Source organism: Streptomyces sp. BK79 (assembly GCF_044142145.1).
In the GTDB taxonomy this organism is placed as follows: domain Bacteria; phylum Actinomycetota; class Actinomycetes; order Streptomycetales; family Streptomycetaceae; genus Streptomyces.
In genome coordinates this window covers 61297-83767 of record NZ_JBHVOC010000001.1, presented here as the reverse complement: position 1 = coordinate 83767, position 22471 = coordinate 61297, and the positions used below count along the sequence as shown (strand labels likewise).

25 protein-coding genes are annotated in these 22471 nt (G+C 71.5%); 12 read left to right on the top strand and 13 right to left on the bottom strand.

Going from position 1 to position 22471, the window contains the following annotated elements:
• Positions 1–46: 46 nt before the first annotated feature.
• On the bottom strand, positions 47–835 hold the full coding sequence (locus ACFIF2_RS00420; protein ID WP_395570692.1) for a DUF6597 domain-containing transcriptional factor: 789 nt from the start codon (positions 833–835) through the stop codon (positions 47–49).
• Between the two features lie 200 nt (positions 836–1035).
• On the opposite strand from ACFIF2_RS00420, the gene ACFIF2_RS00415 reads away from it, so the two are divergent.
• Positions 1036–1632, top strand: a complete 597-nt coding sequence (locus ACFIF2_RS00415; protein WP_395570383.1) for a TIGR03086 family metal-binding protein — start codon at positions 1036–1038, stop codon at positions 1630–1632.
• 23 nt (positions 1633–1655) lie between these two features.
• Here the strand turns inward: ACFIF2_RS00415 and ACFIF2_RS00410 are convergent, their stop codons facing one another.
• Together ACFIF2_RS00410 and ACFIF2_RS00405 are read right to left on the bottom strand one after the other, a co-directional pair.
• Positions 1656–3185, bottom strand: a complete 1530-nt coding sequence (locus ACFIF2_RS00410; protein ID WP_395570382.1) for an FAD-dependent oxidoreductase — start codon at positions 3183–3185, stop codon at positions 1656–1658.
• 23 nt (positions 3186–3208) lie between these two features.
• On the bottom strand, positions 3209–4123 hold the full coding sequence (locus ACFIF2_RS00405) for a diiron oxygenase (RefSeq protein WP_395570381.1): 915 nt from the start codon (positions 4121–4123) through the stop codon (positions 3209–3211).
• A gap of 370 nt (positions 4124–4493) precedes the next feature.
• Between ACFIF2_RS00405 and ACFIF2_RS00400 the strand changes: the two genes are divergently transcribed.
• Positions 4494–4736, top strand: a complete 243-nt coding sequence (locus ACFIF2_RS00400; protein WP_395570380.1) for a DUF6411 family protein — start codon at positions 4494–4496, stop codon at positions 4734–4736.
• Positions 4737–4840: 104 nt separating this feature from the next.
• Entirely contained in the window at positions 4841–6223 is a 1383-nt protein-coding gene (locus ACFIF2_RS00395; protein WP_395570379.1) for an erythromycin esterase family protein, read from the top strand.
• Positions 6224–6233: 10 nt separating this feature from the next.
• Here the strand turns inward: ACFIF2_RS00395 and ACFIF2_RS00390 are convergent, their stop codons facing one another.
• Positions 6234–6803 carry a hypothetical protein gene (locus ACFIF2_RS00390; protein WP_395570378.1) on the bottom strand — a complete coding sequence of 190 codons (570 nt, stop codon included), beginning with the start codon at positions 6801–6803 and terminating at the stop codon, positions 6234–6236.
• A 340-nt stretch (positions 6804–7143) separates the two neighbouring features.
• Between ACFIF2_RS00390 and ACFIF2_RS00385 the strand changes: the two genes are divergently transcribed.
• Positions 7144–7572, top strand: a complete 429-nt coding sequence (locus tag ACFIF2_RS00385; protein ID WP_395570377.1) for a DUF3618 domain-containing protein — start codon at positions 7144–7146, stop codon at positions 7570–7572.
• A 160-nt stretch (positions 7573–7732) separates the two neighbouring features.
• Here ACFIF2_RS00385 and ACFIF2_RS00380 read toward each other — a convergent pair whose 3' ends face one another.
• A complete protein-coding gene (locus ACFIF2_RS00380) occupies positions 7733–8110 on the bottom strand; it encodes an STAS domain-containing protein (protein WP_395570376.1) in 378 nt (125 codons plus the stop codon).
• Positions 8111–8267: 157 nt separating this feature from the next.
• Here ACFIF2_RS00380 and ACFIF2_RS00375 point away from each other — a divergent pair, with 157 nt between their 5' ends.
• Positions 8268–8756, top strand: a complete 489-nt coding sequence (locus ACFIF2_RS00375) for an ATP-binding protein (protein ID WP_395570375.1) — start codon at positions 8268–8270, stop codon at positions 8754–8756.
• Between the two features lie 134 nt (positions 8757–8890).
• Here ACFIF2_RS00375 and ACFIF2_RS00370 read toward each other — a convergent pair whose 3' ends face one another.
• From ACFIF2_RS00370 to ACFIF2_RS00360, 3 genes are all read right to left on the bottom strand, one after another.
• Positions 8891–9403 (bottom strand): ATP-binding protein, encoded by a 513-nt coding sequence (locus tag ACFIF2_RS00370; protein WP_395570374.1) that lies wholly within the window; start codon positions 9401–9403, stop codon positions 8891–8893.
• 167 nt (positions 9404–9570) lie between these two features.
• Positions 9571–10326, bottom strand: coding sequence for a histidine phosphatase family protein (locus ACFIF2_RS00365; RefSeq protein WP_395570373.1), 756 nt, complete (start codon positions 10324–10326; stop codon positions 9571–9573).
• Positions 10327–10357: 31 nt separating this feature from the next.
• Entirely contained in the window at positions 10358–10948 is a 591-nt protein-coding gene (locus tag ACFIF2_RS00360) for a TetR/AcrR family transcriptional regulator (protein ID WP_395570372.1), read from the bottom strand.
• Between the two features lie 116 nt (positions 10949–11064).
• Here ACFIF2_RS00360 and ACFIF2_RS00355 point away from each other — a divergent pair, with 116 nt between their 5' ends.
• Positions 11065–11538, top strand: a complete 474-nt coding sequence (locus tag ACFIF2_RS00355; protein ID WP_395570371.1) for a DUF1348 family protein — start codon at positions 11065–11067, stop codon at positions 11536–11538.
• Positions 11539–11555: 17 nt separating this feature from the next.
• Here the strand turns inward: ACFIF2_RS00355 and ACFIF2_RS00350 are convergent, their stop codons facing one another.
• The gene (locus ACFIF2_RS00350) at positions 11556–12194 is read right to left on the bottom strand and encodes a gamma carbonic anhydrase family protein (RefSeq protein WP_395570370.1); all 639 of its coding nucleotides are present in this window, start codon (positions 12192–12194) and stop codon (positions 11556–11558) included.
• 585 nt (positions 12195–12779) lie between these two features.
• Between ACFIF2_RS00350 and ACFIF2_RS00345 the strand changes: the two genes are divergently transcribed.
• Complete coding sequence (locus ACFIF2_RS00345) at positions 12780–13118, top strand: MerR family transcriptional regulator (protein ID WP_395570369.1); 339 nt, start codon at positions 12780–12782, stop codon at positions 13116–13118.
• Positions 13119–13182: 64 nt separating this feature from the next.
• Positions 13183–13671, top strand: coding sequence for a GNAT family N-acetyltransferase (locus ACFIF2_RS00340; protein WP_395570368.1), 489 nt, complete (start codon positions 13183–13185; stop codon positions 13669–13671).
• A gap of 73 nt (positions 13672–13744) precedes the next feature.
• Here ACFIF2_RS00340 and ACFIF2_RS00335 read toward each other — a convergent pair whose 3' ends face one another.
• Positions 13745–14518: a class I SAM-dependent methyltransferase gene (locus tag ACFIF2_RS00335; protein ID WP_395570367.1), complete on the bottom strand. Its 774-nt coding sequence runs from the start codon at positions 14516–14518 to the stop codon at positions 13745–13747.
• Between the two features lie 139 nt (positions 14519–14657).
• Here ACFIF2_RS00335 and ACFIF2_RS00330 point away from each other — a divergent pair, with 139 nt between their 5' ends.
• The 3 genes from ACFIF2_RS00330 (at position 14658) to ACFIF2_RS00320 (ending at position 16743) form a co-directional block, all read left to right on the top strand.
• Positions 14658–15470 carry an amidohydrolase family protein gene (locus tag ACFIF2_RS00330; protein ID WP_395570366.1) on the top strand — a complete coding sequence of 271 codons (813 nt, stop codon included), beginning with the start codon at positions 14658–14660 and terminating at the stop codon, positions 15468–15470.
• A gap of 236 nt (positions 15471–15706) precedes the next feature.
• Positions 15707–16117: a hypothetical protein gene (locus ACFIF2_RS00325; protein ID WP_395570365.1), complete on the top strand. Its 411-nt coding sequence runs from the start codon at positions 15707–15709 to the stop codon at positions 16115–16117.
• 179 nt (positions 16118–16296) lie between these two features.
• On the top strand, positions 16297–16743 hold the full coding sequence (locus ACFIF2_RS00320) for a TetR/AcrR family transcriptional regulator C-terminal domain-containing protein (protein WP_395570364.1): 447 nt from the start codon (positions 16297–16299) through the stop codon (positions 16741–16743).
• Positions 16744–16802: 59 nt separating this feature from the next.
• On the opposite strand, the gene ACFIF2_RS00315 is transcribed toward ACFIF2_RS00320, so the two are convergent.
• Complete coding sequence (locus ACFIF2_RS00315) at positions 16803–19115, bottom strand: FdhF/YdeP family oxidoreductase (protein WP_395570363.1); 2313 nt, start codon at positions 19113–19115, stop codon at positions 16803–16805.
• A gap of 36 nt (positions 19116–19151) precedes the next feature.
• A complete protein-coding gene (locus tag ACFIF2_RS00310) occupies positions 19152–19772 on the bottom strand; it encodes an SRPBCC family protein (RefSeq protein ID WP_395570362.1) in 621 nt (206 codons plus the stop codon).
• 350 nt (positions 19773–20122) lie between these two features.
• Between ACFIF2_RS00310 and ACFIF2_RS00305 the strand changes: the two genes are divergently transcribed.
• Complete coding sequence (locus tag ACFIF2_RS00305) at positions 20123–21835, top strand: TlrC/CarA/OleB/SrmB family ABC-F type ribosomal protection protein (RefSeq protein WP_395570361.1); 1713 nt, start codon at positions 20123–20125, stop codon at positions 21833–21835.
• Positions 21836–21846: 11 nt separating this feature from the next.
• Here the strand turns inward: ACFIF2_RS00305 and ACFIF2_RS00300 are convergent, their stop codons facing one another.
• Positions 21847–22431: a TetR/AcrR family transcriptional regulator gene (locus ACFIF2_RS00300; protein WP_395570360.1), complete on the bottom strand. Its 585-nt coding sequence runs from the start codon at positions 22429–22431 to the stop codon at positions 21847–21849.
• Between the last annotated feature and the right edge of the window lie 40 nt (positions 22432–22471).

Genomic DNA, 22471 nt, shown 5'->3' with positions numbered 1-22471 from the left:
AGCGCCCCCGACAGCCCGCGCGACGACGCGCCGGCGGCCGCCCGCCTCAGGCCGCCGTCCGCGCCGCGTAGGCGGTCGGCGGGACGCCGACGGTGGCGGTGAAGTCCCTCACCAGATGCGCCTGGTCGGCATAGCCCAGCTCCGCGGCGAGCCCCGCCCAGTCGGCCGCCCCGCCCGCTGCCGCCTGCTCCAGGGCGTCGAGCACCCGGTAGCGCAGGACGACCCATTTGGGGCTCACCCCGACGTACGCCGCGAAGAGCCGCTGGAGCGCGCGGACCGAGAGCCCACCCAGCTCCGCGAGGCGGGCGGTACGCCGTACCGTGCGGTCGTGGCGGGCGCGGTCGGCCAGCTCCACGGCGAGGTCGGCCTGCGGGTCGGGGCGCGGGCCGAGGGACAGCAGCCAGGCGTCGACGGCGGCGGCGCGGCCGGCGTCATCGCTCTCCGCGCCGAGGACGGCGAGCGCCTCGGTGAGCGCGGGCCCGGCGCCGGTGACCTCGTGCGCCGGAAGCCTGCGCCCGGTCCATTCCGCGACGGGCACTCCGGGCGCGAACGGCCGGAAGCCGCCGGGCCGGAACTGCACCCCGGCCACCCGTCCCGCACCTTCCAGCAGCTCGGTGTGCACCCGCAGCCCCACCCCCGACACCTCGCACCGGGACCGCCCGCCGCGCCACTGCAAGGCGGCGTTGACCGACGGATGCGGCAGCACCCGCGCCTCGTACGGGGCGGGCAGGTCCCAGTCGATCAGCCAGTAGTGCTCGACGTACGGCCGGAGCGCGGGCGCCGGGGGCAGGCGCCGGAAGGAGGTGTGGCGCAGCAGCGCCGACGGGTCGAGGATGCCGCGGGTGTCGCCGCGGGGCGCCGCGCCCGTGGAGGGGTCGGGGCCGCCGGGGGCGGGGGCGCGGGCGGGGCTGTCGCCGGACGGGCCCGGGGAGGTGGCGGCTGCGGGACTCACGGGCCGATCCTAGGACGGGGCCGCCCGGCGGATGTCGCGTTTCTTCAAGCCGGCGTGCCGACCCCGCTCGTAGCGTCGGAGACATGACCAGCACATCACCCTCCACCGCCCGCGTCCCCGTCGCCGCCCTCATCGAGGCCGCCGCCCGCCAGACCGTACCCGTGGTGCGCGGCATCGGGGACGACGCGCTCATCGTGCCCACCCCGTGCGCCGACTACGACGTGCGGGCGCTGGTGGACCACCTGCACCACGTGGTCGTCCAGTTCCAGGAACTCGCCGCGAAGAGGGAGGCCGACTTCTCCACCACCCCGTCCACCGTGCGCCCGGACACCGACTGGCGCGCCGAGTTCGCCCGGGAGACCGGCGCCCTGGTGACGGCATGGGCGGCACCCGGCGCGGAGGAGGGCACCAGCGGGCAGCTGGGGCTGCCCGCCCGGACCGTCGCCCACATGGCGCTGCTGGACCTGACCGTCCACGCCTGGGACCTCGCCGTCGCCACCGGTCAGCCCTACGAGGCGGACCCCGAGGTCGTCGCCGAACTGGTCGACGCGGTGGAGGCGATGGCCCCGCAGGCCCGCGAGTACGGCGTCTTCGGGCCGGAGGTGCCCGTGCCCGCGCGGGCCACGGCGCTGGAGCGGGTGCTCGCCATGACGGGCCGGGACCCGCGGTGGAGGGCCTGAGCGGCGTCGGCCTCGTAGCCGGGTCAGCGGCGGCTTCGGCGGCGTGCGAGGCGGTGGAACGTCTTCGGCCCGGCGGTGGGCGCGGGCAGGGCTCCCGCGACCGCGTCGGCCAAGAGGGTCCCGACCGTCTCCGCCGCGCAGACGCGGTTGGCGCCGATGCCGCCGGAGGGCCCTCGTTTGATCCAGCCCACCACATAGGCTCCGGCGAGTCCGGCCACCCGGCCGCGCTCGTGCGGAACCGTCCCGGTCGCCTCGTCGTACGGCAGCCCCGGCTGCGGCACTCCGCGGTAGCCGATCGCCCGCAGCGCCAGGCCGGCCGGGATCTCCAGCTCCCCGGCTCCGCCGGTGACGCGTACGGCACGCGTGTGCGTGTCCCCGCACACGTCCACGGGCGAGGACAGGAAACGGAACACGATGCGCCGCCGCCCCGTGGCGCCCGGTGACACGGACCAGTCGACGGCCTCCCGCGCCACGCCCCGCAGTACCGCCGCCTTGTCCTTCGGTCCGGCGGCGTCGATCACCGCGCCGATGCGCGGATCGTGGTCGTCCACGACCAGGTCCACCCCGGGAAGGTGCTTCAGGGCCAGCAGTTCGGGCCGGGTGCACGCGGCGTCGTCGGGGCCGCGCCGTCCGAGCAGTACCACCTCACGCACCTTGCTGCGGCGCAGCTCGGCCAGCGCGTGGCCGGCGATCTCCGTGCCGGCCAGGGCCTCCGGGTCGGAGACGAGGATGCGGGCGACGTCGAGGGCGACGTTGCCGTTGCCGACCACGACCACGCGTTCGCTCGAAAGATCGACCGCGTCCGGCGCGACGTCCGGGTGCGCGTTGTACCAGGCGACGAAGGTGGTCGCGGAAAGGCTGCCGGTGCGGTCCTCGCCGGGGATGCCGAGCCGCCGGTCCGTGGCCGCGCCCACGGCGTAGATCACCGCGTCGTGATGGGCGGCGATCTCCTCGGTCGTGACGTCCCTGCCCACCTCCAGGCCGAGGTACATGCGTACGCGCGGGTGGGTGTGGAAGCGGGCGAACGTGTCACCGATCTTCTTGGTCGCCGGGTGGTCCGGGGCCACCCCGTAGCGGATCAGGCCACCGGCGGCCGGAAGCCGGTCGACGAGCGTCACCTCGGCCCGGGTGTGCAGCAGCAGGTCCTCGGCGGCGTACATGCCCGCCGGTCCGGTACCCACGATCGCGACCCGCAGCGGCCCGAAGTCCGCCGGCAGGATCCGGTCGAAGGCCGGCGCGCCCCAGGGGTGGAAGTTCGGCCCGGTGGTGCTCGCGTCCGCGGCCTCCGCGTCCTCCTCGGCATGCTCGAAGTAGGCCGCGTTCAGGTCGGCGTACTCCCGCTGACCGGTGGTCAGGCTGTCGACCGGGAAGATGGCGTCCACCGGGCAGGCATCGGCGCACGCGCCGCAGTCGATGCAGGTCTTCGGGTCGATGTGCAGCATCTCGGTGCTGCCGAAGGCCCGCTCCTCGGGTGTGGGGCGAATACAGTTGACCGGGCAGACGGACACGCACGTGGCGTCGTTGCAGCAGGTCTGGGTGATCGCGAAGGCCATGTCGTCCGCTCGGCTCCGGGTCGTCAGATCAGGTTGGCACGCTGGTAGAAGAACAGGGCGGGCTTGGTGAGCAGGCCGACCGAGGTCAGGAACTCCATGAGGCCCGAGCAGCTCGACCGCATCATCGACTTGTGGTGCTCGTTGGCCTTCGCCTCGCGGATCGCGCGGTCCTCGTCCAGGCCGGCGTTCGCGTAGACCTTCCGGTTCACCATGCTGGTGACGATGACGTAGGCCGCCACGGCGATCAGCAGCGACTGGATCTGGCGGCGCACGCGCCCGGCCCGCGCGAGGTGCCTGCGCGTCTCGTCACGGGCGAACTTCATGTGCCGTGACTCCTCGACGACATGGATGTTGTTGATGGTCCGGACGAAAGGCACGACCCGTTCGTCGCGCATCCAGTCGCGCTGCATGACGTCGAGGACCTCCTCGGCGACCAGGATCGCCGCGTACGCGGCCTCACCGAACGCGACGGTCTTGAAGAGCCTGCCGAGTTCGACGGCTATCCGGTGCGGCCGGTAGGCCGGCGCCTCGAGCTTCTTCGCGCCGCGGGCGAACATGATCGAGTGACGGCACTCGTCGGCGATCTCGGTGAGCGCCCACTGGAAGGTGTCGCTGGTCGGGTCCTTCGCGTAGATGTCCCGGAGCACCATCTGCTGCAGGATCATTTCGAACCAGATGCCGGTGCTCGCCACCGACGCGGCTTCCTGCCGCGTCAGTGCCTTGCGCTGCGCTTCGGTCATCTCGTTCCAGTACGCCGTCCCGTACAGCGTGCTCCACTCGGGGCTGGCGCCGTGGAACCCCTTGTCGAGCGGCGTCTCCCAGTCGACCTCGGTGAGCGGGTCGTACGAGAGCTGCGCGGACGAGTCGAGCAGGCGCCGCGCGGTGTCACCGTCGGGCGTGGGGTGCTCGGTCCTGGGGCGCGAGATGTTGAGGGCCATGTCGGGACTCCTCGAGTCGGGTCCGGGGATTGCCTCGCTCTCGGCTGCCATTACTGGCGGTAACAGCGCCTTATTGACGAACTTTATAGCAAGAGTCGCCGCGTGCATACCCCGGAGTAACCAGTCCGCCATGCCCGTCTCGGCCGGCCCGGGGCCGGGATCGCCGGGCGGAGGACCTCCGTTGCACCCCCCTTACTCAGTGAGTGCGCCCTCCAAGCCGCTCGAATCCACCCGAGCACCTCAACTCTCCCTGTGAACCGAACCGTTCGCGGGATCCAGCCGAGCGGCGGCGACCGCGCCGGACGCCATGGCGCATGGTCCCGTGGCTGCGGGGCAACCGACAGGCACGTCTCACGTCAGGAGCCCCGTCATGATGGTCGTCGGAATAGTCGCCGTGTGCGTCGTTCTCGCCGTTCTCGCTTTCCTCGTACCGCGCCTGTCCCACCACCCGCAGCGCGGCACCCAGCGCACGCTCGGCGTGGGATCACGGACCGGCGGCAAGGCCCCCGGTGTCTTCGGCCGAGTCCTGAGCAAGCCGTTCCGCAGCAGTTCCAAGGCCGTCGGCCGCAGTGGGTCGGCCGGTCGGCGCGCCCGTGGTCGCATGCCGTTCTGACCGACGCGGGGATCCGTCTCTCCCACGGACCTGTGGCTGTCCCCAGGAGGGAGACTGGAGCTGGCAGGCTGTCCCGGACCTGTCGCCGTGGGCAGCCTTGATCCATGTCCGTATTCCATGGATCTCCTCTTCGGTCGCTCCGCCTACTGCTGTTCCTCCTGGTGCTGGCGCTCGGTGGCGGCACACTGACGGTCACCGCGCAGCCGGCGCACGCGAACGCGAGGGCCACCACCGATCCGGCGGATGACCTGGCACGCGTCGCGAAGCCGCTGCGGTCCACGGAGGCCGGCGCCTCCGGCCGCGATCTCCACCCGCTCGGCCGCATGATCGGCTCGGCGAAGATCGTCGGCCTGGGGGAGGCCACGCACAGCTCCCGGCAGTTCTTCACGATGAAACACCGCGTCTTCCGGTACCTCGTCGAGGAGAAGGGGTTCACCACCTTCGCCCTGGAGGCGCCCTGGTCCACCGGCCTCGTCCTCAACGAGTACGTCCTGCACGGGAAAGGCGACCCGCAAGAGATCATGCGGGAGGAGTTCCAGAGCTCGTACCGGATCTGGAACACCCGCGAGTATCTCGATCTGCTGAGGTGGATGCGCGCGTACAACCTCCGCCACCCCGACCGCCCCGTGCAGTTCATGGGGGAGGACAACGGCTACGCGGGACCTGAACTCTTCGACGCGGTCACGGATTACGTGTCCGCGCGCCACCCGGAACTGCTGCCGGACTTCCGCCGTCTGTACCGCGAGCTCCGGCCGACGGGGAGCGTGGAGGACACCGTCGATGAGAACCTGGCCAAGCCCCTCACCGAGCGCAGGCGGATGGCCGAGGACGTGCGGCGCGCCTTCGAGTTGCTGCGGGCGCAGGGGCCGGCCGGGGACCGGCAGGAGTACGCGTGGGTCCTCCAGCACGCCAGGGCCATCGCGCAGACCGGCACCCTCTACTCGTACTACGTCTTCTCCGACCCCGAGAAGATCGCCCGGGCCATGCTCTACCGCGACCGGATCATGGCGGAGAACACGGTGTGGTGGCAGCGGCACACCGGCCACCGGATGCTGGTGTCGGCCCACAACGGCCATGTCTCCTATGAGTCCGACAACCCTGCCCAGTATCCGAAGACCCAGGGGGAGTTCACGCGGGAGATGGTCGGGGCCGAGTACGTGAACATCGGCTACACCTTCGGGCAGGGCTCCTTCAACGCGCTGGACCTGACGGATCCCGAGGAGCCCTACCGTCGCTTCTCCGTGGAGCCGCTGGGCGCGGGCAGCAACGAGGAGGTGCTGGCGCGGGTCGCGCACCGGGACTACTACGTCGATCTGCGGGCCGTGTCCGAGCCGACGCGGGACTGGCTGATAACGAAGCGGCCGACCCGCTCCATCGGTAACGCCTGGCCGGAGCCCGCTTACCGAACGGCACTCGGGCGCCACTTCGACGTACTGATCCACCTCCATCGCGTCACGGCCGCGGACCTCCTGCCGACCCCTCGCTGAGCGAGACCGCTCACGGGACTAGCGGAGTCATGGAGCGGGCGTGTTCCCACAGGCCGTGAAGCTGCTCCAGTGGGCGCTGCTGTTCACCGTGCAGGGCGTTGAGGACGACGAGGCATCCGGTGAGGGCGGGCACCGCCCACTGCGCGCAGGCGAGCTGGCGCTGGGCCGTGTGCAGGTCGACGGGGTGCCGGCCCGCCTTCGCGTTGTCCTCGGGGTCGGAAGAGGCGGCCAGTTCGACCTTCTTGCCGAGGACGCGGGCGTAGGCGGTGGCGGCCAGGGCCGCCGCCGTGACGGCGGTCTTGGCGGCGGTGGAGGCGCCCACGCCGTGCTGGGTCTTGACCCGGTGGGCGTTCACGGCGAGCAGGCCGCCACCGCCGAACAGGTGCGCGCCGATGGCCGCCGCGTTGACCGGCACCCACTTCGCCCAGCCGACCGAAGCGATACGGGCCCTGGCGGCGACCGTGGAGCCCTCGTGCTCCGCAGCCCCGTTGAGACCGACGGCGCCCATCAGGGAGCCGCCGAACCAGGCGGCCAGGCCCACGTCGTGCAGGCTGCGGATGAGGGTGTGGCGTCCGGACATGATCGTGTTCCTCCATGCAGGTGGGCGGCAGCACCGGCGACGAGGTGTCGCGTGCCTCTCCACCTTCGCCGGATCGCGCCGTCACCGCTATCACGGCTGACCCAGACGATTCCCGGTCAGCGTGAGAGAAGGGGAAGCGCTGCGGCAAGGGCGGCGGCCTCTTGGCGGGGCCGGTCTGGGGCCGGTCTCGGGGCCGGTCCGGCCGGGTTCTGGGCGCGATCACGGGTGTACCGGCGCTGACGGGCAAGAAGGAAGTCACCCGGGCCGCCCCGCCGGCCCCGGAGCAGACCATCGACAGCGTGAAGGCCGATGTGGCCGAGACCAAGGAGAGTGCCGAACGATGACCCAGCCGCCCCACGACGAGCCCACTGCCTCCAGCCCCGACGAGCTGCGCGAGCAGGTCGAGCGGACCCGCCACGAACTGGGGGACACGGTCGAGGCCCTGGCCGACAAGACCGACGTCAAAGCCCGCGCCCAGGAGAAGACCGCCCACGCCAGGGAACAGGCGTCGGCGAAGGCGGCCGAGCTGACCGGGCAGGCCAAGGACAAGGCCGCCGAGGCCGCTCACCTGGTGCAGGAGAAGCTGCCCGAGCCGGTCAAGGCCACCGCCGTGGCGGCCGCGGCACAGGCGAAGGCCGCGGCGGGCCAGGCCCAGCAGATCTGGCACGACCGGGCCCCCGAATCCGTACGCGACAAGCGCGCGCCGCTCATCGCGGCCGGAGCGGCCCTCGCCCTCGCCTGCCTGCTGCTGCGCCGCAAGAAGAAGTAGCGGCCACGAGGAAGTAGCGGCCACGAGGAAGTAGCGGCCACGAAGAAGTGGCGGCCGAGAAGTGGCAGCGGCGAGCAGGCCGAGGCCGGACAGCCGGATGCCCGTCAGGCAACGAGGACACCCCTCGCCGCCCGACGGGCATCCGCCGGCGCTGGTCAGGTCAGTGGGCGAGTGCCTGGTTCCGGGTGGGGTGGCAGTCGATGAGCTGGTCGACGCCGACGAGTTGCAGGACGCGCAGGACGGCGTCGGTGGGCGCGGCCAGGCGGAGCCAGCCGCCGGCCGCGGTGGTGTCCTGGTGGGCGCCGATGAGGAGGTTGATGCCGCTGGAGTCCATGAACGTGACCCGGCACATGTCGATCACGGTGCGGGGCCGGGCGGTGCCGGTGACGTCCAGGGCCTGCCTGAGCTGTCCGCTGCTGTTGTAGTCGATCTCCCCTGCGAGGGTCACGACTCGGATGCCCTCGGTGACGGTGGTCACGATCGACAGCCTGACCGGCTGCTCGGGTCGTCCGTTGTCCGTCATCTGCTCCTCCGTCATGAGGTGATACTTGCACATGCCGGCACCGCCCCCGAGCGGGCCCTCGCTGCCGGGCGCCGCGGTGGCCGAGGCGGCGGCTGCGGGCGGATGCCGCGAAGAGGGAGGCATGCGCCGCCGGTGGGCGGGTAAGCGGGCGGATGTGAATGGGGTAGCGAGGATGGCCGCGACGGAATCAGTGCCTGCGGGCGGGGACGGCATCGTGCCTTCGGAGCGGGTGATTCAGAACACGGTCGCCCTGGATGGTGACAATGCGGACATCGCGCGGGCTCGCCGGCTGGCCTCGGCCTTCCTGACCGGAGTCCAGGCCGAGCACGGGCTGCCGGTGTCCCAGCGGGCGATGGACCTGACCCAGCTGGTGGTCAGCGAACTCGTCACCAACTCCCGCAAGTACGCGCCGGGTCCCATCCTGGTGGACCTGCGGATCGCCGGTGACACGGTCGAGGTGGTGGTCTGGGACTCGAACTCGGTGCTGCCGGTGGCCCGGGCGGCGGACGCGGGCCGGGTGGGCCAGCACGGGCTGGAGATCGTGATGGCCGTGGCCCAGAGCTTCGCGGCGCACAGGGAGCCGGTCGGCAAGCGCATCGCCGTCCGCATCGCCCTGCTCGACGACCCCGACGGCGCGGTCGCCGGCCGCACGCCTTTCTGACCCGCCCGGCGCCCCGGCTCCGTTCCGCGCACGACCGCGCCCTGACCTGTGGAGTCCAGGTCAGGGCGCGGTCATGCTCTGCGGGCGCCCGCTCGCGATGTGCGCGGTGCGGGCGAACCCGTGGTCCTGGGGCTCTACCCCAGGGTGCCGTCGGGCGCCCCGTCGATGTAGTACCGGCCGGGACCGGCGGGAGCGGGGGCCTGGTGCACGGGGACGTCGGCGGTGATCCGCTTGCCTTCGGCGGCGTGCTGGACGAACAGGCGGCTGCTGAGGGCTGTGACGATCTCCAGGCCGTGGCCGCCGACGCGGTAGGGGTCGGACGGCCGGGGCTGTGGCATGGCGGGTGAGGTGTCCCAGACGGTGATCCGCACCAGGCGGCCGCGGTCGGCCGCCTGGAGGTCCAGACGGCCGGGGCCGGGAGCGTGCCGCGCGGCGTTGGCGATCAGCTCGCTGACCACGAGGTGGACATCGTCGGCGGCGCGGCGGGAGATCGTGATCCGGTGGGTGCCTTGCAGGGCGGACAGCAGTGCGTCGGCTTCGGCCCGTGCCCGGGCGGCCGTGGGCGGTGAGCCGCTCCAGGCCAGGTGCCGACGCAGAGGATGGTCCGGTCCCTGCCCGTCCGCCTGCTTCATAAGCGGTTGAGACATGGAGGTCGTCACTCTCAGTCGTATGAGTTTGTACTTTTCTGTCCCGACTGGCGGGCTGAGCACCGTCTACCCGCCCTGGTCCGCATTATGGAGGTGACCTGCCGGGCACCTGCTGTCAGGCGGTGAGTTGCCTGGTCCAGGGCGGGGGAGCGGCCGTCGAGCGTCCCTCATTCCTCCGTCCGGTCCAGCGAGGACAGGTGGGCGGTGTCGCCCCAGGTGGCCGGACGCAGCCGGTGGCCGTCGCCGGTCCAGTGCGACACCGAGGCGTTCGGGACGGGGGGCAGTTCCTGGGGCGGGGCGGCCCCGATGCCGGTGAGGACGTGGCGCAGCGCGATGACGATGCCGTCGTGGGCGATGACCAGCACGCGCCGCCCGGGTGCGGCTCGGTCCAGATCGCGGACGAGCTGGCCGACGCGTACGGCGACGTCGGTGAAGGCCTCACCACCGGGCGGCCGGTAGCACCACTCGCCGAGCAGCGCCCGGCGGGCCGCCTCCCGCGGCGCCCGGGCCGCCAGCGCGGCTGGGGGATGCAACTCGAAGACGCCCATCTCGCGGTCCCGCAGCCGCTCGTCGACCAGTACGTCCAGCCGCGGTCCGCCGAGCTCGGCGGAGCGTTCCGCCATCGCCTCCCACGTCTGCCTGGCGCGCGTATAGGGGGAGCAGAGCACCAGGTCCGGCCCGGCTCCGGGCTCCTGCCCGGCCAGCCAGTCGCCCAGCGCGCGGGCCTGCGCGATGCCGCGCGCGGACAGCGGCACGTCCCGGTCGCGGCCGGCCACGGGCGCGGTGGAGCCGGACTCCTCGGCTTCGGTGAAGGCGACGTTGGCCGTGCTCTGTCCGTGCCGCACGGCCCACAGACCGGAAAGGGCGCAGGGCGGTACCAGCTCAGCCGAGGTACCCGGATCGGGACGCGCTCGCAGGTTCATGGCACCTCTTCACCGGCGGTACCCCGCCGCTCTACCGGGTGATGTCGTACCCGACCCGCTCGTTGTGCGTGTGCGCCCGCAGAAGCAGGCGTGCGGCGGCATGGGCGTGGACGGCCGGTGCGGCCGTGCCGGTGATCGCGGCTGTGGTGATGGCGCCCTCGGCCAGGAGCGCGAGGTGGTCCGTCAGTTCCGCCGGCAGCCCGGCAGCCGCGACGAGGGAGGCGAGGTAGTCGCGGAAGGCCTCTTTGTGGTGGCGGGCCTGGTCGGCGACCTGGGGTGAGATGCCGCCCAGCTCGCCGAAGGAGTTGATGAACGCGCAGCCGCGAAAGCCCGGTTCGGAGAACCATGTGTGCAGCCAGTCGAAGACGGCGAGCAACCGGTCCTCGGGGCCGCTGTGTGCGTCCACGTGTCGGGCGAGGGCACTTCGCCACCGTTCGTCCCGCCGCTGCAGGAACTCCAGCACGAGTACGTCCTTGCTGGGGAACAGCTGGTAGAGGCGCTTGAGTGACACGCCGGAGGCGTTTCGCACCGCGTCCATTCCCACGGCCTGGACGCCCCGGCCGTAGAAGAGTTCCTCGGCCGCTTCAAGCGCCTGTTCCCGCGCCGCTTCGCGGTCTGCCATACCTGCTCCTTGCGTGGAGAACCTACGTTCTCTAGGCTACACGGCGCGAGAGAACGAGCGTTCTCGCCAGGCGTGAACTCGCCGTGCTCAGGCGGAACCCAGACCAAGGAGCTGACATGGCCGACGCCCTACGTCCCCCGGTGCCACCGTTCACGCGCGAGGCCGCCGTCGAGAAGGTCCGTCTCGCCGAGGACGCGTGGAACTCCCGTGACCCGCGCAAGGTGTCGCTGGGCTACACGGCGGACTCACGCTGGCGCAACCGTTCGGAGTTCGCCACCGGACGGGAGGAGATCGTCGCGCTGCTGACCCGCAAATGGAACACCGAGCTCGACTACCGGCTGATCAAGGAGTTGTGGGCCTACGACGGCAACCGCATCGCGGTGCGCTTCGCCTACGAGCACCGCGACGACGCCGACACCTGGTACCGCTCCTACGGCAACGAGAACTGGGAGTTCGACGAGCGCGGGCTGATGCGTACCCGCCATGCCTCCATCAACACGTTGCCGATCTCCGCGTCGGAACGCAGGTACTTCTGGCCGCTGGGCCGCCGCCCCGACAGCCACCCCGGCCTCAGCGACCTCGGCTTCTGAGACTCCGCCGACGGGGCTCAGACCTGCCGGTCGTCGCGGTGGCGGCCGAGGGCGCGGCCGAAGCGTTCGGAGACGGCCGGCATCAGGCTCTCGCCCTCGGCCGGGCGGTCCAGGCCGAAGACGTAGCCGGGAAAGTCCAGGTCCTTCTGCACCGCCCAGATCCCTTCGTGGTCCTCCGGCGGAAGGACGCGCACCGGGTCGCCGACGGCAACCCAGCCGATCGGCACCGTCGAGTCGGCGGGCAGGACGGTGCGCAGATGCACGATGCCGTTGATCCGCACCTCGGAGCGGGCCCCGATCAGCGCACCGTTGAAGACGCGGCTGCCGGTGGCCAGGAAGACCTCGTCGTCCACCCGGCAGCCGGTCAGGTAGGAGGTGGGGCCCACCAGGACCTGCCGTCCCAGGACCAGCGGATCCCGCCGGGTACCGCGCAGGACCGCGTTCTCCATCACGATGCAGCCCTCGCCCAGCTCCACCGGCCCGCCCTCGGCGGTGAGCACCGCGCCGAACAGCACGCGGCACCCGGCCCCCACCCGCACGTCCCCGCACAGCGTGGCGGTCGGAGCGACATAGGCCGAGGGGTGGACCGTCGGCGAACAACCCTCATGAGCGATCAGCATGGCCGCGATCATGCCGCGCCCCGGGGTGCGGCGCACGCCCGTTCCACGAGACAAGACCGCGCCCCGGATGAGCGGCGCGGTCGGCCGCCGTCGGACTGGCGGGCGCCTGCCGCCAGTGCCTCCGGGGGATGGCCACGTTGGTCGCCGATTCGAGGTCGCGGTGTTGATGTGGGTACCGGAGATAATCGTTCACCCGCTTGGAGCAAATCTATCGTGGCTGCTGTAGACATTCGGGCATGGTGGGGGTTAGTGTCGTGCCGTAGTCAGGAAGTCAGTGAGGCGAGGCAGACACGAACTGCCCGCATGCAGAACAGTGGTTGTGGCACGGCAGTGGAGTGGCGGGGCCGAAGGAGCAAGGGTCCTTCCGCTGGCTGCCGGGCCGGGCGGCCGACCAGGGCCGCCAGTAGTACGGGAATCAGTAGCGCATCCCCCGGAACGGAAGGTGGTCCCACGGTCAGGCATTCGCGATCTATCAACTGCCCGCCCCCCGTCGGGGGCCGGTGCGGAAGCAGAAGGCCGGCAGTGCAGTAAGCCGGCAGATGGTGTTGCAAATCCCTCGGGGCCTTGGTGCCGTTTCGGCACCAAGGCCCCCTCGACGCGTTCCCCCGACAAGAGGCGCCCATGACGGCAGACACATCACTCAACCGGATCGACGACGACGATTACCCCGCCTACACCATGGGGCGGGCAGCCGAGATGCTCGACACGACCCCGGCCTTCCTGAGAGCCATCGGAGAAGCCCGACTGATCACGCCCCTCCGCTCGGAAGGCGGCCACCGCCGCTACTCCCGCTACCAGCTGCGCATCGCCGCCCGCGCTCGCGAACTCGTGGATCAGGGCACTTCCGTCGAGGCGGCCTGCCGCATCATCATCCTGGAAGACCAACTCGAAGAAGCCAGGCGCATCAACAAGGAACTGCAGGGCCGCCCCGCCGGCCTCGCGGACAAGGCCGGCGCCTGAGGGACCGCGTCTCCCCGCTCGGACTCTCTCGGACTGTCCAGGCTTGTTACGGCATACTTCCCCGATGGGTTCACGCACTTCCCCCGTCAGCCGGCCGATCACGACCCGGAGGGCCGTCGCGCGGGACGCCAAACGGCTCACGCGGCTTGTGCGCGGCTCAGGAGCCTACGCGGGTAAGTACGAGGCCGCGGTCGCGGACTACCGGGTCGGTGCCGATTACATCGAGGCCAACCGTGTCTTCGTGGCCGTCGGCGCCGACGAGGAGGGAGGCCCGGTCCTCGGCTTCTACTCGCTCGTCCTCGCTCCACCCGAACTCGATCTGCTGTTCGTCGCCGACGCAGCGCAAGGACGCGGCATCGGACGACAGCTCATCGCGCACATGCGGTCCGAGGCCCGTGCCGCCGGGCTCAGCCGTGTCAGAGTCGTGTCGCATCTTCCGGCCGCGGACTTCTACCACCGCGTCGGGGCCGTACGGACCGGGACCGCGCTGGCCCACCCGCCCGCCGTGCCGTGGGACCGTCCCGAGTTCGAGTTCCGCATTCCTCCGGCATGACGCCGGTACCCGTGCGCGCAACGCCGGCGCTTCTCCCGCGACCGGAGCCGAGCCCGATGACTTCGCCGCCCGGCTACGCGTCCGAGCCCGCAGCCGACGGTGATGCCTCGACGACGAAGAACAGGAAGCAGGGCCTGGTCGAAAGATCATGGAAGTCGTCGGGGAACAGGTCACGGGCGGCCGGGTCGGGCTGCGGCTCACTGATCACGGAGAGGTGGAAACCGGCGGTGGTGAAGGCGTCGATCATCGCGTGCAACGGCTTGCGCCACAGCCGCATAGGGGTGGACCGCCCGCCGAGCATCCAGTCGAAGGTATACGCCGTGGTCGCGAAGTAGTCCGGTCGGGGATCCCGGATCGTGTAGGCCGTGACAGGGTGATCCACCGAAGCGATCAGCCGACCGCCGGGCCTGAGCACGCGCCGCAACTCGGCCAGCGTCGGCCCCCAGTCCTCCAGGTAGTGCAGGACCAGCGACGCGAGCACGTCGTCGAACGCCCCGTCGTCGAACGGCAAGCGGTCGCGCAGGTCGACCACGTGCAGCGCCACGTCGTCGCCGAGCCGCCGCCTGGCCAGCGCCAGCATCCCAGCGCTGGCGTCGACGCCGGTGACGACCGCGCCGCGTTCGCGCAGTGCGGCGGTCAGCGGGCCCGAGCCGCAGCCTGCGTCCAGCACCCGGTGGCCGGCCACGCCTCCGGCGAGGGACAGCATCGCGGGTCGTTCGTAGTACGCGTTCACGAGGCTGTTCTCGTTCTCCGCCGAGTAGGCCTCGGCGAAACCGTCGTAGTCGTTCACCCGGTCCGGTTCCGCGGACGGGGCCATGCCTCCGGGGGTGCCGGTCGCTCGCTCCATCGCCGCAGCCTAGCGAGCGACCACAGGTCGATCGAGGGGTAGTCGGGGGCGGTGAGCACCGGCTAGGGTCGCGGTAAGCGTCCGCTTAGCCGCCTTCGGTGTGACCAGCGGCGTCGCGCGAGAGGGGCAGGGGCACCCGATGCCGGTCATCGATGCGTGGATGCAGCACCCCACGCTCCGTCACTCCAACCACGAGATGTTCGAGTCGCTGCGCCGGTGGACAGGGCAGGGCCTGCTCGAGGAACCCCTGCCGGTCAAGGCCACGGTGGCCGCGATGAAGGCGGCCGATGTGGAGATCGGACTTTCGTCGGCCTGGTACGGGCCCCAGGGGCAACTGATCAGCAATGACGAAGTGGCCGAGTTCGTCGCCGAGTCCGAGGGACGGCTGCGCGGGGTGGCCGGCGCGGATCTCACCCGGCCGGTCCGGGCCGTGCGGGAACTGCGCCGGGCCGTCGAAGAACTCGGGTTCGTGGCCCTGCGGATCGTGCCCTGGCTGTGGCAGCTGCCGCCCACCGACCGGCTCTACTACCCGCTGTACGCGGCGTGCGTGGACCTCGGCATTCCCTTCTGCACACAGGTCGGCCACACCGGTCCTCTGCGCCCGTCCGAGACCGGCCGCCCCATTCCGTACATCGATCAGATCGCGCTCGACTTCCCCGAGCTGACCATCGTGTGCGGGCACATCGGCTACCCGTGGACCACGGAGATGACCGCGGTGGCCGACAAACACGCCAACGTGTACATCGACACCAGCGCCTACACCGCTCGCCGCTACCCGCGTGAGCTGGTCGACTACCTGCGCGGCCGGGGCCGGGAGAAGGTGCTGTTCGGCACCAACTACCCCATGATCACCCCCGGCCGGGCACTGGAACACCTCGGCGAACTGCGCCTGGACGAGGAGGCCACCGAGCTGTTCCTGTCCGGCAACGCACGACGGATCTTCAGGCTCTGACCGGGAAGGGTACCCGGCCTCGATACCACGGCCGCTCTCTCGGCGGAACCGGGGACAACGGCAGAACTGGAGCACACGCCACACCGGTGCCCTCAGCACCTCACTCCATCAGACACGCAAGGTACGCATTCAACTCGCGCACCTACAGGGTGAGTCGGGCGACCCGGCCGGGGCCTGCGACCGGGTCCGGGATCTGGTAGGAGTGCCGCGAGCTGATCCAGGATTACCGGCGGAGCATGGCGCCCGACCACATCGAGGCCCTTCCCGTCCGCGCCACCTACGCCCAGCTGCTCGCGGACAGCGAGGACTTCGCCGGGTCGGTCATCGCGTACGAGGACCTGCTGCCGGCAGCCCTGCGGATCTGGGGCCCCGACCACCTCGGCTCGCTGATGATCCGCGGCTGCCTGGCCGAGGCGCGGGTCCGGCGCGACGGCGCCCCGGCCGACGGTCTGATCGACTTCGCCGGGCTCGTCGACGACTGCCTGCGCGTCCTGGGCCCCGGCCGCTACGTCACCGAGGCCACCCTGGCCTTCCGGGACGCCCTGCGCGAGAGTGGCCCGGCGCTCCCGTCCACCGCGTACGGCGAGCTGCTGGAGCAGTACGGGAAGGCCGAGCGCTCCGGCCGCGCGACGCCCACCGCCGGATGACCCCGGTCGCGGAACCCGGCTGTCACCGGCTGACGCGGCCGGCGTCGGCCGGATAGTCGGGCAGGGCCACGGTGCTGCTGACTTTCTCGCCCAGCTTGAGCATGCCGTTCATGAGCAGGCGCCGGGACAGCAGCATGTTGCGCAGACGGATACCGGTGGCGGGGGCGAGGAACTTCCCCGTGCGGCACGGTGGCTGGCGTGAGCGACTGGAGGAGTGGGCCCGCCGGCTGCTCACCGTCTTCCGTCGGCACTCCTGGGTGCTGGACGCCACCGTCGGGCCGCGGATCATGGGGCCTGGAGAGCTGTCCTGGCTGGAGCGTGCCGTGTCCGACCTGGACGGCACCGGGTTGAGCGGTGCCGAGCGGATGGACGCGGCCGTCCTGCTGGTCGATCACGTACGCGGCATCACCCAGCAGGCCCGTGCGGCAGGCCCCGCGGGCAACCCCGAGGCCCAACTGGGCGCCGTCCTCGGCGATCTGATGCGGACGCACGGTGACCGGTTCCCCGCGCTCGCCGCGGCCCTCGCGTCAGCCGAGCAGTCCGGCGGGCAGGATCAGGCATGGGATTTCGGCCTGCAGCGGATCCTGGACGGCTTGGCGGCACTGATCGACCAGCGCGCAGGCTGACCGCGGCTCGGATCCGCCCCGACGGACCGCGCGTCGCCCCGCGCGGTCCGGCCCGCCGGTCAGGCGGGGGTGGGCTGTGTCCGGTCGAGGACGGGTTCGAGGCGGACGACGATGCCCTTCGAGGTGGGCTGGTTGCTGATGTCGGCGACGCTGTCCAGGGGCACCAGGACGTTCGTCTCGGGATAGTAGGCGGCGGCCGAGCCCTTGGCGGCCGGGTAGGGCACGACCTCGAAGTTCTCGGCCCGGCGCTCGGAGCCGTCCGCCCATACGCTGACCAGGTCGACGTGATCGCCCTGGGCGAGGCCGAGTTCGCTCAGATCGGCCGGGTTGACGAGTACGACGTGGCGGCTGCCGTGGATGCCGCGGTAGCGGTCGTTCTGGGTGTACGGAACGGTGTTCCACTGGTCGTGCGAGCGCAGGGTCTGCAGCAGCAGATGGCCTGCGGGAGCCCGGGGGACCACGCCCTCGTTGCACGTGAACAGGGCCTTGCCGACCTTGTTGTTGAAGACGCCCTCGTTGACCGGGTTGGGCAGTTGGAAGCCTCCGGGCCGGGTCACCCGTGCGTTGAAGTCGTGGAAGCCCGGCACGATACGGGAGATGCGGTCGCGGATGGTGCCGTAGTCGCCCTCGAACGTGTCCCAGGGGATGTCCACCTTGCCGTCCAGGGTGAGCCGGGCGAGACGGCACAGGATCGCGATTTCGCTCAGCAGCGTGGGGGAGGCCGGTTCCAGGCGGCCCTGGGAGGTGTGCACCTCGCTCATGGAGTTCTCGACGGTGACGAACTGTTCGCCGTCGGCCTGGACGTCGCGCTCGGTGCGCCCCAGGGTCGGCAGGATCAGCGCGGTGTCGCCGCAGACGGTGTGTGAGCGGTTGAGCTTGGTGGAGATGTGGGCGGTCAGCCGGCAGGAGCGCATCGCCTTCTCGGTGACCTCGCTGTCGGGTGCGGCGCGGACGAAGTTGCCGGCCAGGGCGAGGAAGACCTTGACGCGGCCCTCGCGCATCGCCTTGATGGCGTTCACCGAGTCCAGGCCGTGCGGGCGCGGCGGGTCGAAGCCGAACTCCTGCCGCAGGGCGTCGAGGAAGGTGTCCGGCATCTGTTCCCAGATGCCCATGGTGCGGTCGCCCTGGACGTTGCTGTGGCCGCGCACGGGGCAGGCACCGGTGCCCGCGCGTCCCAGATTGCCGCGCAGCATCAGGAAGTTGACGATCTCCCGGATGGTGGGCACGCCGTGCTTGTGCTGGGTGATGCCCATCGCCCAGCAGACGACCACGCGTTCGCTGCCGAGGACCTCGTCGCGTACCTTCTCGATCTCCTCGCGGGTCAGTCCCGTCGCGGCCAGTACGTCGTCCCAGTCCACGGTGCGGGCGTGCTGGGCGAACTCCTCGAAGCCGGTGGTGTGGGCGTTGATGAAGTCGTGGTCCAGGACGGTGCCGGGGCGGGCGTCCTCGGCCTCCAGCAGCAGGCGGTTGAGCGCCTGGAACAGGGCGAGGTCGCCGCCGGGCTTGATGTGCAGGAAGCGGTCGGCGATCTGGGTGCCGCGTCCGACGATGCCGCTCGGCTTCTGCGGGTTCTTGAAGCGCCGGAGCCCGGCCTCCGGCAGCGGGTTGACCGCCACGATCCGGGCGCCGCCCCGCTTGGCCTCCTCCAGGGCGGACAGCTGACGCGGGTGGTTGGTGCCCGGATTCTGCCCGACCAGGAAGATCAGATCGGCGTGGTGGAGGTCGTCGAGACTGACGGTGCCCTTGCCGGTCCCCAGGGTCTCGCTCAGGGCGAAGCCGCTGGACTCGTGGCACATGTTGCTGCAGTCGGGCAGGTTGTTGGTGCCGAAGGCGCGGGCGAACAGCTGAAGGACGAAGGCGGCCTCGTTGCTGGCGCGGCCCGAGGTGTAGAAGACGGCCTCGTCCGGGGAGGCCAGCGCCTTCAGTTCCCGCGCGAGGACGCCCAAGGCGTCGTTCCAGCCGATGGGCTCGTAGTGCGCGGAGCCGGGCCTTTTGATCATCGGTTCCGTGAGCCGACCCTGCTGGTTGAGCCACATGTCGGAGCGGCCGGCCAGGTCGGCGACGCTGTGCTCGCGGAAGAAGCCGGCGGTGACCCGGCGCGTGGTGGCCTCGTCGTTGATGTGCTTGGCGCCGTTCTCGCAGTACTCGTTGCGATGGCGCCGCCCCGGGGCCGGGTCCGCCCACGCACAGCCGGGGCAGTCGATCCCGCCCACCTGGTTCATGGTCAGCAGGTCCACCCCGGTCCTGCCCGGGGACGTCTGCTCCAGGGAGTACTCCAGCGCGTGCACGACCGCGGGGACTCCGGCCGCCCACTTCTTCGGCGGTGTCACGGAGAGGCTGGTCTCCGGCTCCTCACCGGACGGGTTCTGCATGGGTTCGCCTTTCTCTCACCTTCTCCGGCACACCTGTCAGCCGACGGGCCACTGGGCCACGCGGCTCCTGGGCGGCTCCGGTCGATCGTGCTGCACGCGGCCGTTGCGGATCGTGCCGCGCCAGGCGCCGCCCTCCTGCCCCAGCGCTTCGATGAACCGCTTGAACCTCATGAGTTCCCCGTGCACCAGCCGTGCGGTCAGCCGGGCGGCCTTGGGCGTAAGGGTGAGGATCCTCGCGGCTCCCCGCGGTTCCAGGAACATCCGGACAGTGATCACGGTGCCGCCGGAGTCCGTCGGCCTGAACTCGACCTCGCCCTGGTGGCGAGGGCGCTGCTCCAGACCGCGCCAGGCCAGGTAGGCGTCGGGGTCCTGCTCCACGATCTCGACCGAGAAGCGATGACGCAGGGGTCCGTAACCGAGGGTCCAGGCGGTCACCGTGGGCCGGACCTGCTCGACGCCCCGCACCACGGCCGAGAAGCGCGGGAAGGCCTTGAACTGCGTCCACTGGTTGTACGCCGTCCGCACCGGCACCTCGACCTCGACCGTCTCCTCGACGTGCCGCTCGCGCAGCGGGCGACGGCGCGTCACCCCGTCACCATCGGTGCGCATCCCGGGCGTGTTCGGCACGGCCTGCCGGGCGTCGTCTTCGTGCGCCATCGTGTCTCTCTTCCGGTGAGGGATCCGGGTGTCCGGGCACCCGGCGTCCTCCGGTGTGCCGGGGCTCCCCTTCCGGTTCCCCCATCGGGCACCTCAAGTCACCTCGTCACTTTCCGTGATCCGCCGGATGGCGGACGTCCGAACCGATCCTGCGCCCGCCGAATGAGGCGAGACGTATCGTATTGCCAACTCGGTCGCCGTGGCGTACCGTCCTCCGCATGGGTTCCCTGTGAGATCACTGGCGCCGACCGCGTAGAAGCACCCGCTCCGCCGTCGCCGCGCCTCGCCGTGCAGCCATCCACCCCGATCCGGCCCGGGCTCGAACCCGCATGGCCAGGAGGGACCCGACCTTGCACACCTCACAACTCACCCTCTGCGACGTCACCAAGCGCTACTCCGGCCGCACCGTTCTGGACCAGGTCTCCTTCACGCTGAAGCCGGGGGAGAAGGCCGGACTGATCGGTGACAACGGCGCCGGCAAGTCCACCCTCCTCAGGCTCATCGCAGGCCGGGAACGCCCGGACGGCGGCGAGGTGACCGTGACCGCGGCCGGCGGCATCGGCTACCTGCCGCAGACCATCCCCCTGCCCCCCACCGCGACCGTCCAGGACGCCATCGACCTGGCCCTCGCGGACCTGCGTGACCTGGAGGCCGCACTGCGCCAGGCCGAGCGGGCGCTCGGTGACGACGGGGACCCGGCGGCACTGGCGGCGTACGGCGTGCTCCTCGCGCGCTTCGAGGCCCGCGGCGGCTACGACGCCGACCACCGGGTGGACGTCGCGATGCATCACCTCGGGCTGCCGGCTCTCCGCCGGGAGCGCCGGCTCGGCACCCTGTCCGGTGGCGAGCGCTCCCGCCTCGCCCTGGCAGGCGTCCTCGCCGGCCGCCCCGAACTGCTGCTCCTGGACGAGCCGACCAACGACCTGGACGACACGGCCGTGGAGTGGCTGGAGGCCCAACTGCGGGCGCACCGCGGCACGGTACTCGCGATCACCCACGACCGCGTCTTCCTGGAACGCCTGACCGTCACCGTCCTGGAGGCCGACGCGCGAAAGGTGACCCGCTACGGCGACGGCTACACCGGCTACCGCACGGCGAAGGCGGCCGAGCGACGGCGCCGGCTCCAGGAGTACGAGGAGTGGCGCGCGGAGCTGGCCCGCAACGAGCGGCTGGCCGCCGGCCACGCCGTACGCCTCCACGCCATCCCGCGCAAGGTGCCGCTGGCCTGCTTCGGCCACGGCGGCTTCCGGGCCCGAGGCCGGGCACACGGCGCGATGGCGCGCCTCCGCAACGCCCGCGAGCGGGCCGAGCGGCTGGCCGCGAACCCGGTGGCGCCGCCGCCGGACCCACTGGCCTTCACGCCGCGCTTGACCACGGCGGGGGAGGACGCGGAAGGCACCGAGACCGTCCCCGCGCGGCCTTCCGCCGCCCAGCTGTCGGACGTACGCGTGGGCGGCCGCCTGCGCCTGGACTCCCTCACCCTCGGCCCCCGTGACCGGCTCCTCGTCACCGGCCCCAACGGCGCCGGCAAGACGACGCTGCTGCAACTGCTCGCCGGGGAACTGCGGCCGGACGAGGGCTCGGTGCGGGTTTCGGGCCGGGTGGGCCATCTGCGCCAGGACGAGACACCCTGGCCGCCGGACCTGACGGTGACCGAGGCGTTCGGGCTCGGCCGCGCACCCGGTGCCGAGGGGCATGCCGACGCCCTGCTCGCGCTCGGCCTCTTCCGTCCGGCGGAACTGCGGCTGCGCATGGGCGAGCTGTCGTACGGTCAGCGCCGCCGCGTGGACCTGGCGCGCCTGGTTGCGGAGCCCGCCGATCTCCTGCTGCTCGACGAGCCGACGAACCACCTGTCACCGGCGCTGGTCGAGGAGCTGGAGGAAGCGCTGACCGGATTCCCGGGGGCGATCGTGCTGGTCACCCACGATCGCGGACTGCGGACGCGGTTCCAGGGGAGGCACCTGGAACTGCCGCGGCCGGCACGGGCCGCCGATGCCCGAGACCGACCGCGCGCCGGAAGCGCAGCGGCAACGCGCGGCGGTGATGCCTGCTCCCAGCCGTAGCCGTCGGAGAGTCAGGCGTGGGGGCGCAGCCCGTTGATCGTGATGTCCAGCATCCGGTCCGTCTGTGTGCCGTCGTCGTCCAGCACGGCGAGCGAGAGGGCGCTGAGCAGTGTGAGCAGGTCCGAGGTGCGGATGTCCGCCCGCACCGCCCCCGTCCGCTGGGCCCGCCGGAGGAGTTCGTCGGCCGCGGCCGTGATCATGGCGGCGCAGTCGTCGTCCTGCCGCGGCGGGCCGGCGTCCTGGCCGTCGCGCAGCAGTGAGGCGACCAGGCCGTGGCTGGCTGCCGCGTAGGCGTTGAAGTCGTGCAGCCAGGCGAAGAGCGCGGCGCCCGGCTCCTCGTCGGCCGCGGCGCGCTCCCGGGCCCGTGCGCAGAGCGCGTCGACGCGGTCGCGGAACACGGCCTGCAGCAGGGAGTGTCGTGACGGGAAGTGCCGGTGGAGGGTCGCCGAGCCCACGCCGGCCCGGCGGGCGATCTCTTCCAGGGAGGCGTCGGCGCCCTGCTCCAGGAAGGCCTCCTGGGCGGCGCTGACGATGCGTTCGTAGTTGCGCCGGGCGTCCGCGCGCAAGGGTCGTCGCGCTGTTCGGCCGACCACCATGACCTCCTGGGTTGGTAAGCGGGGTGCCTCTCCGGTTATC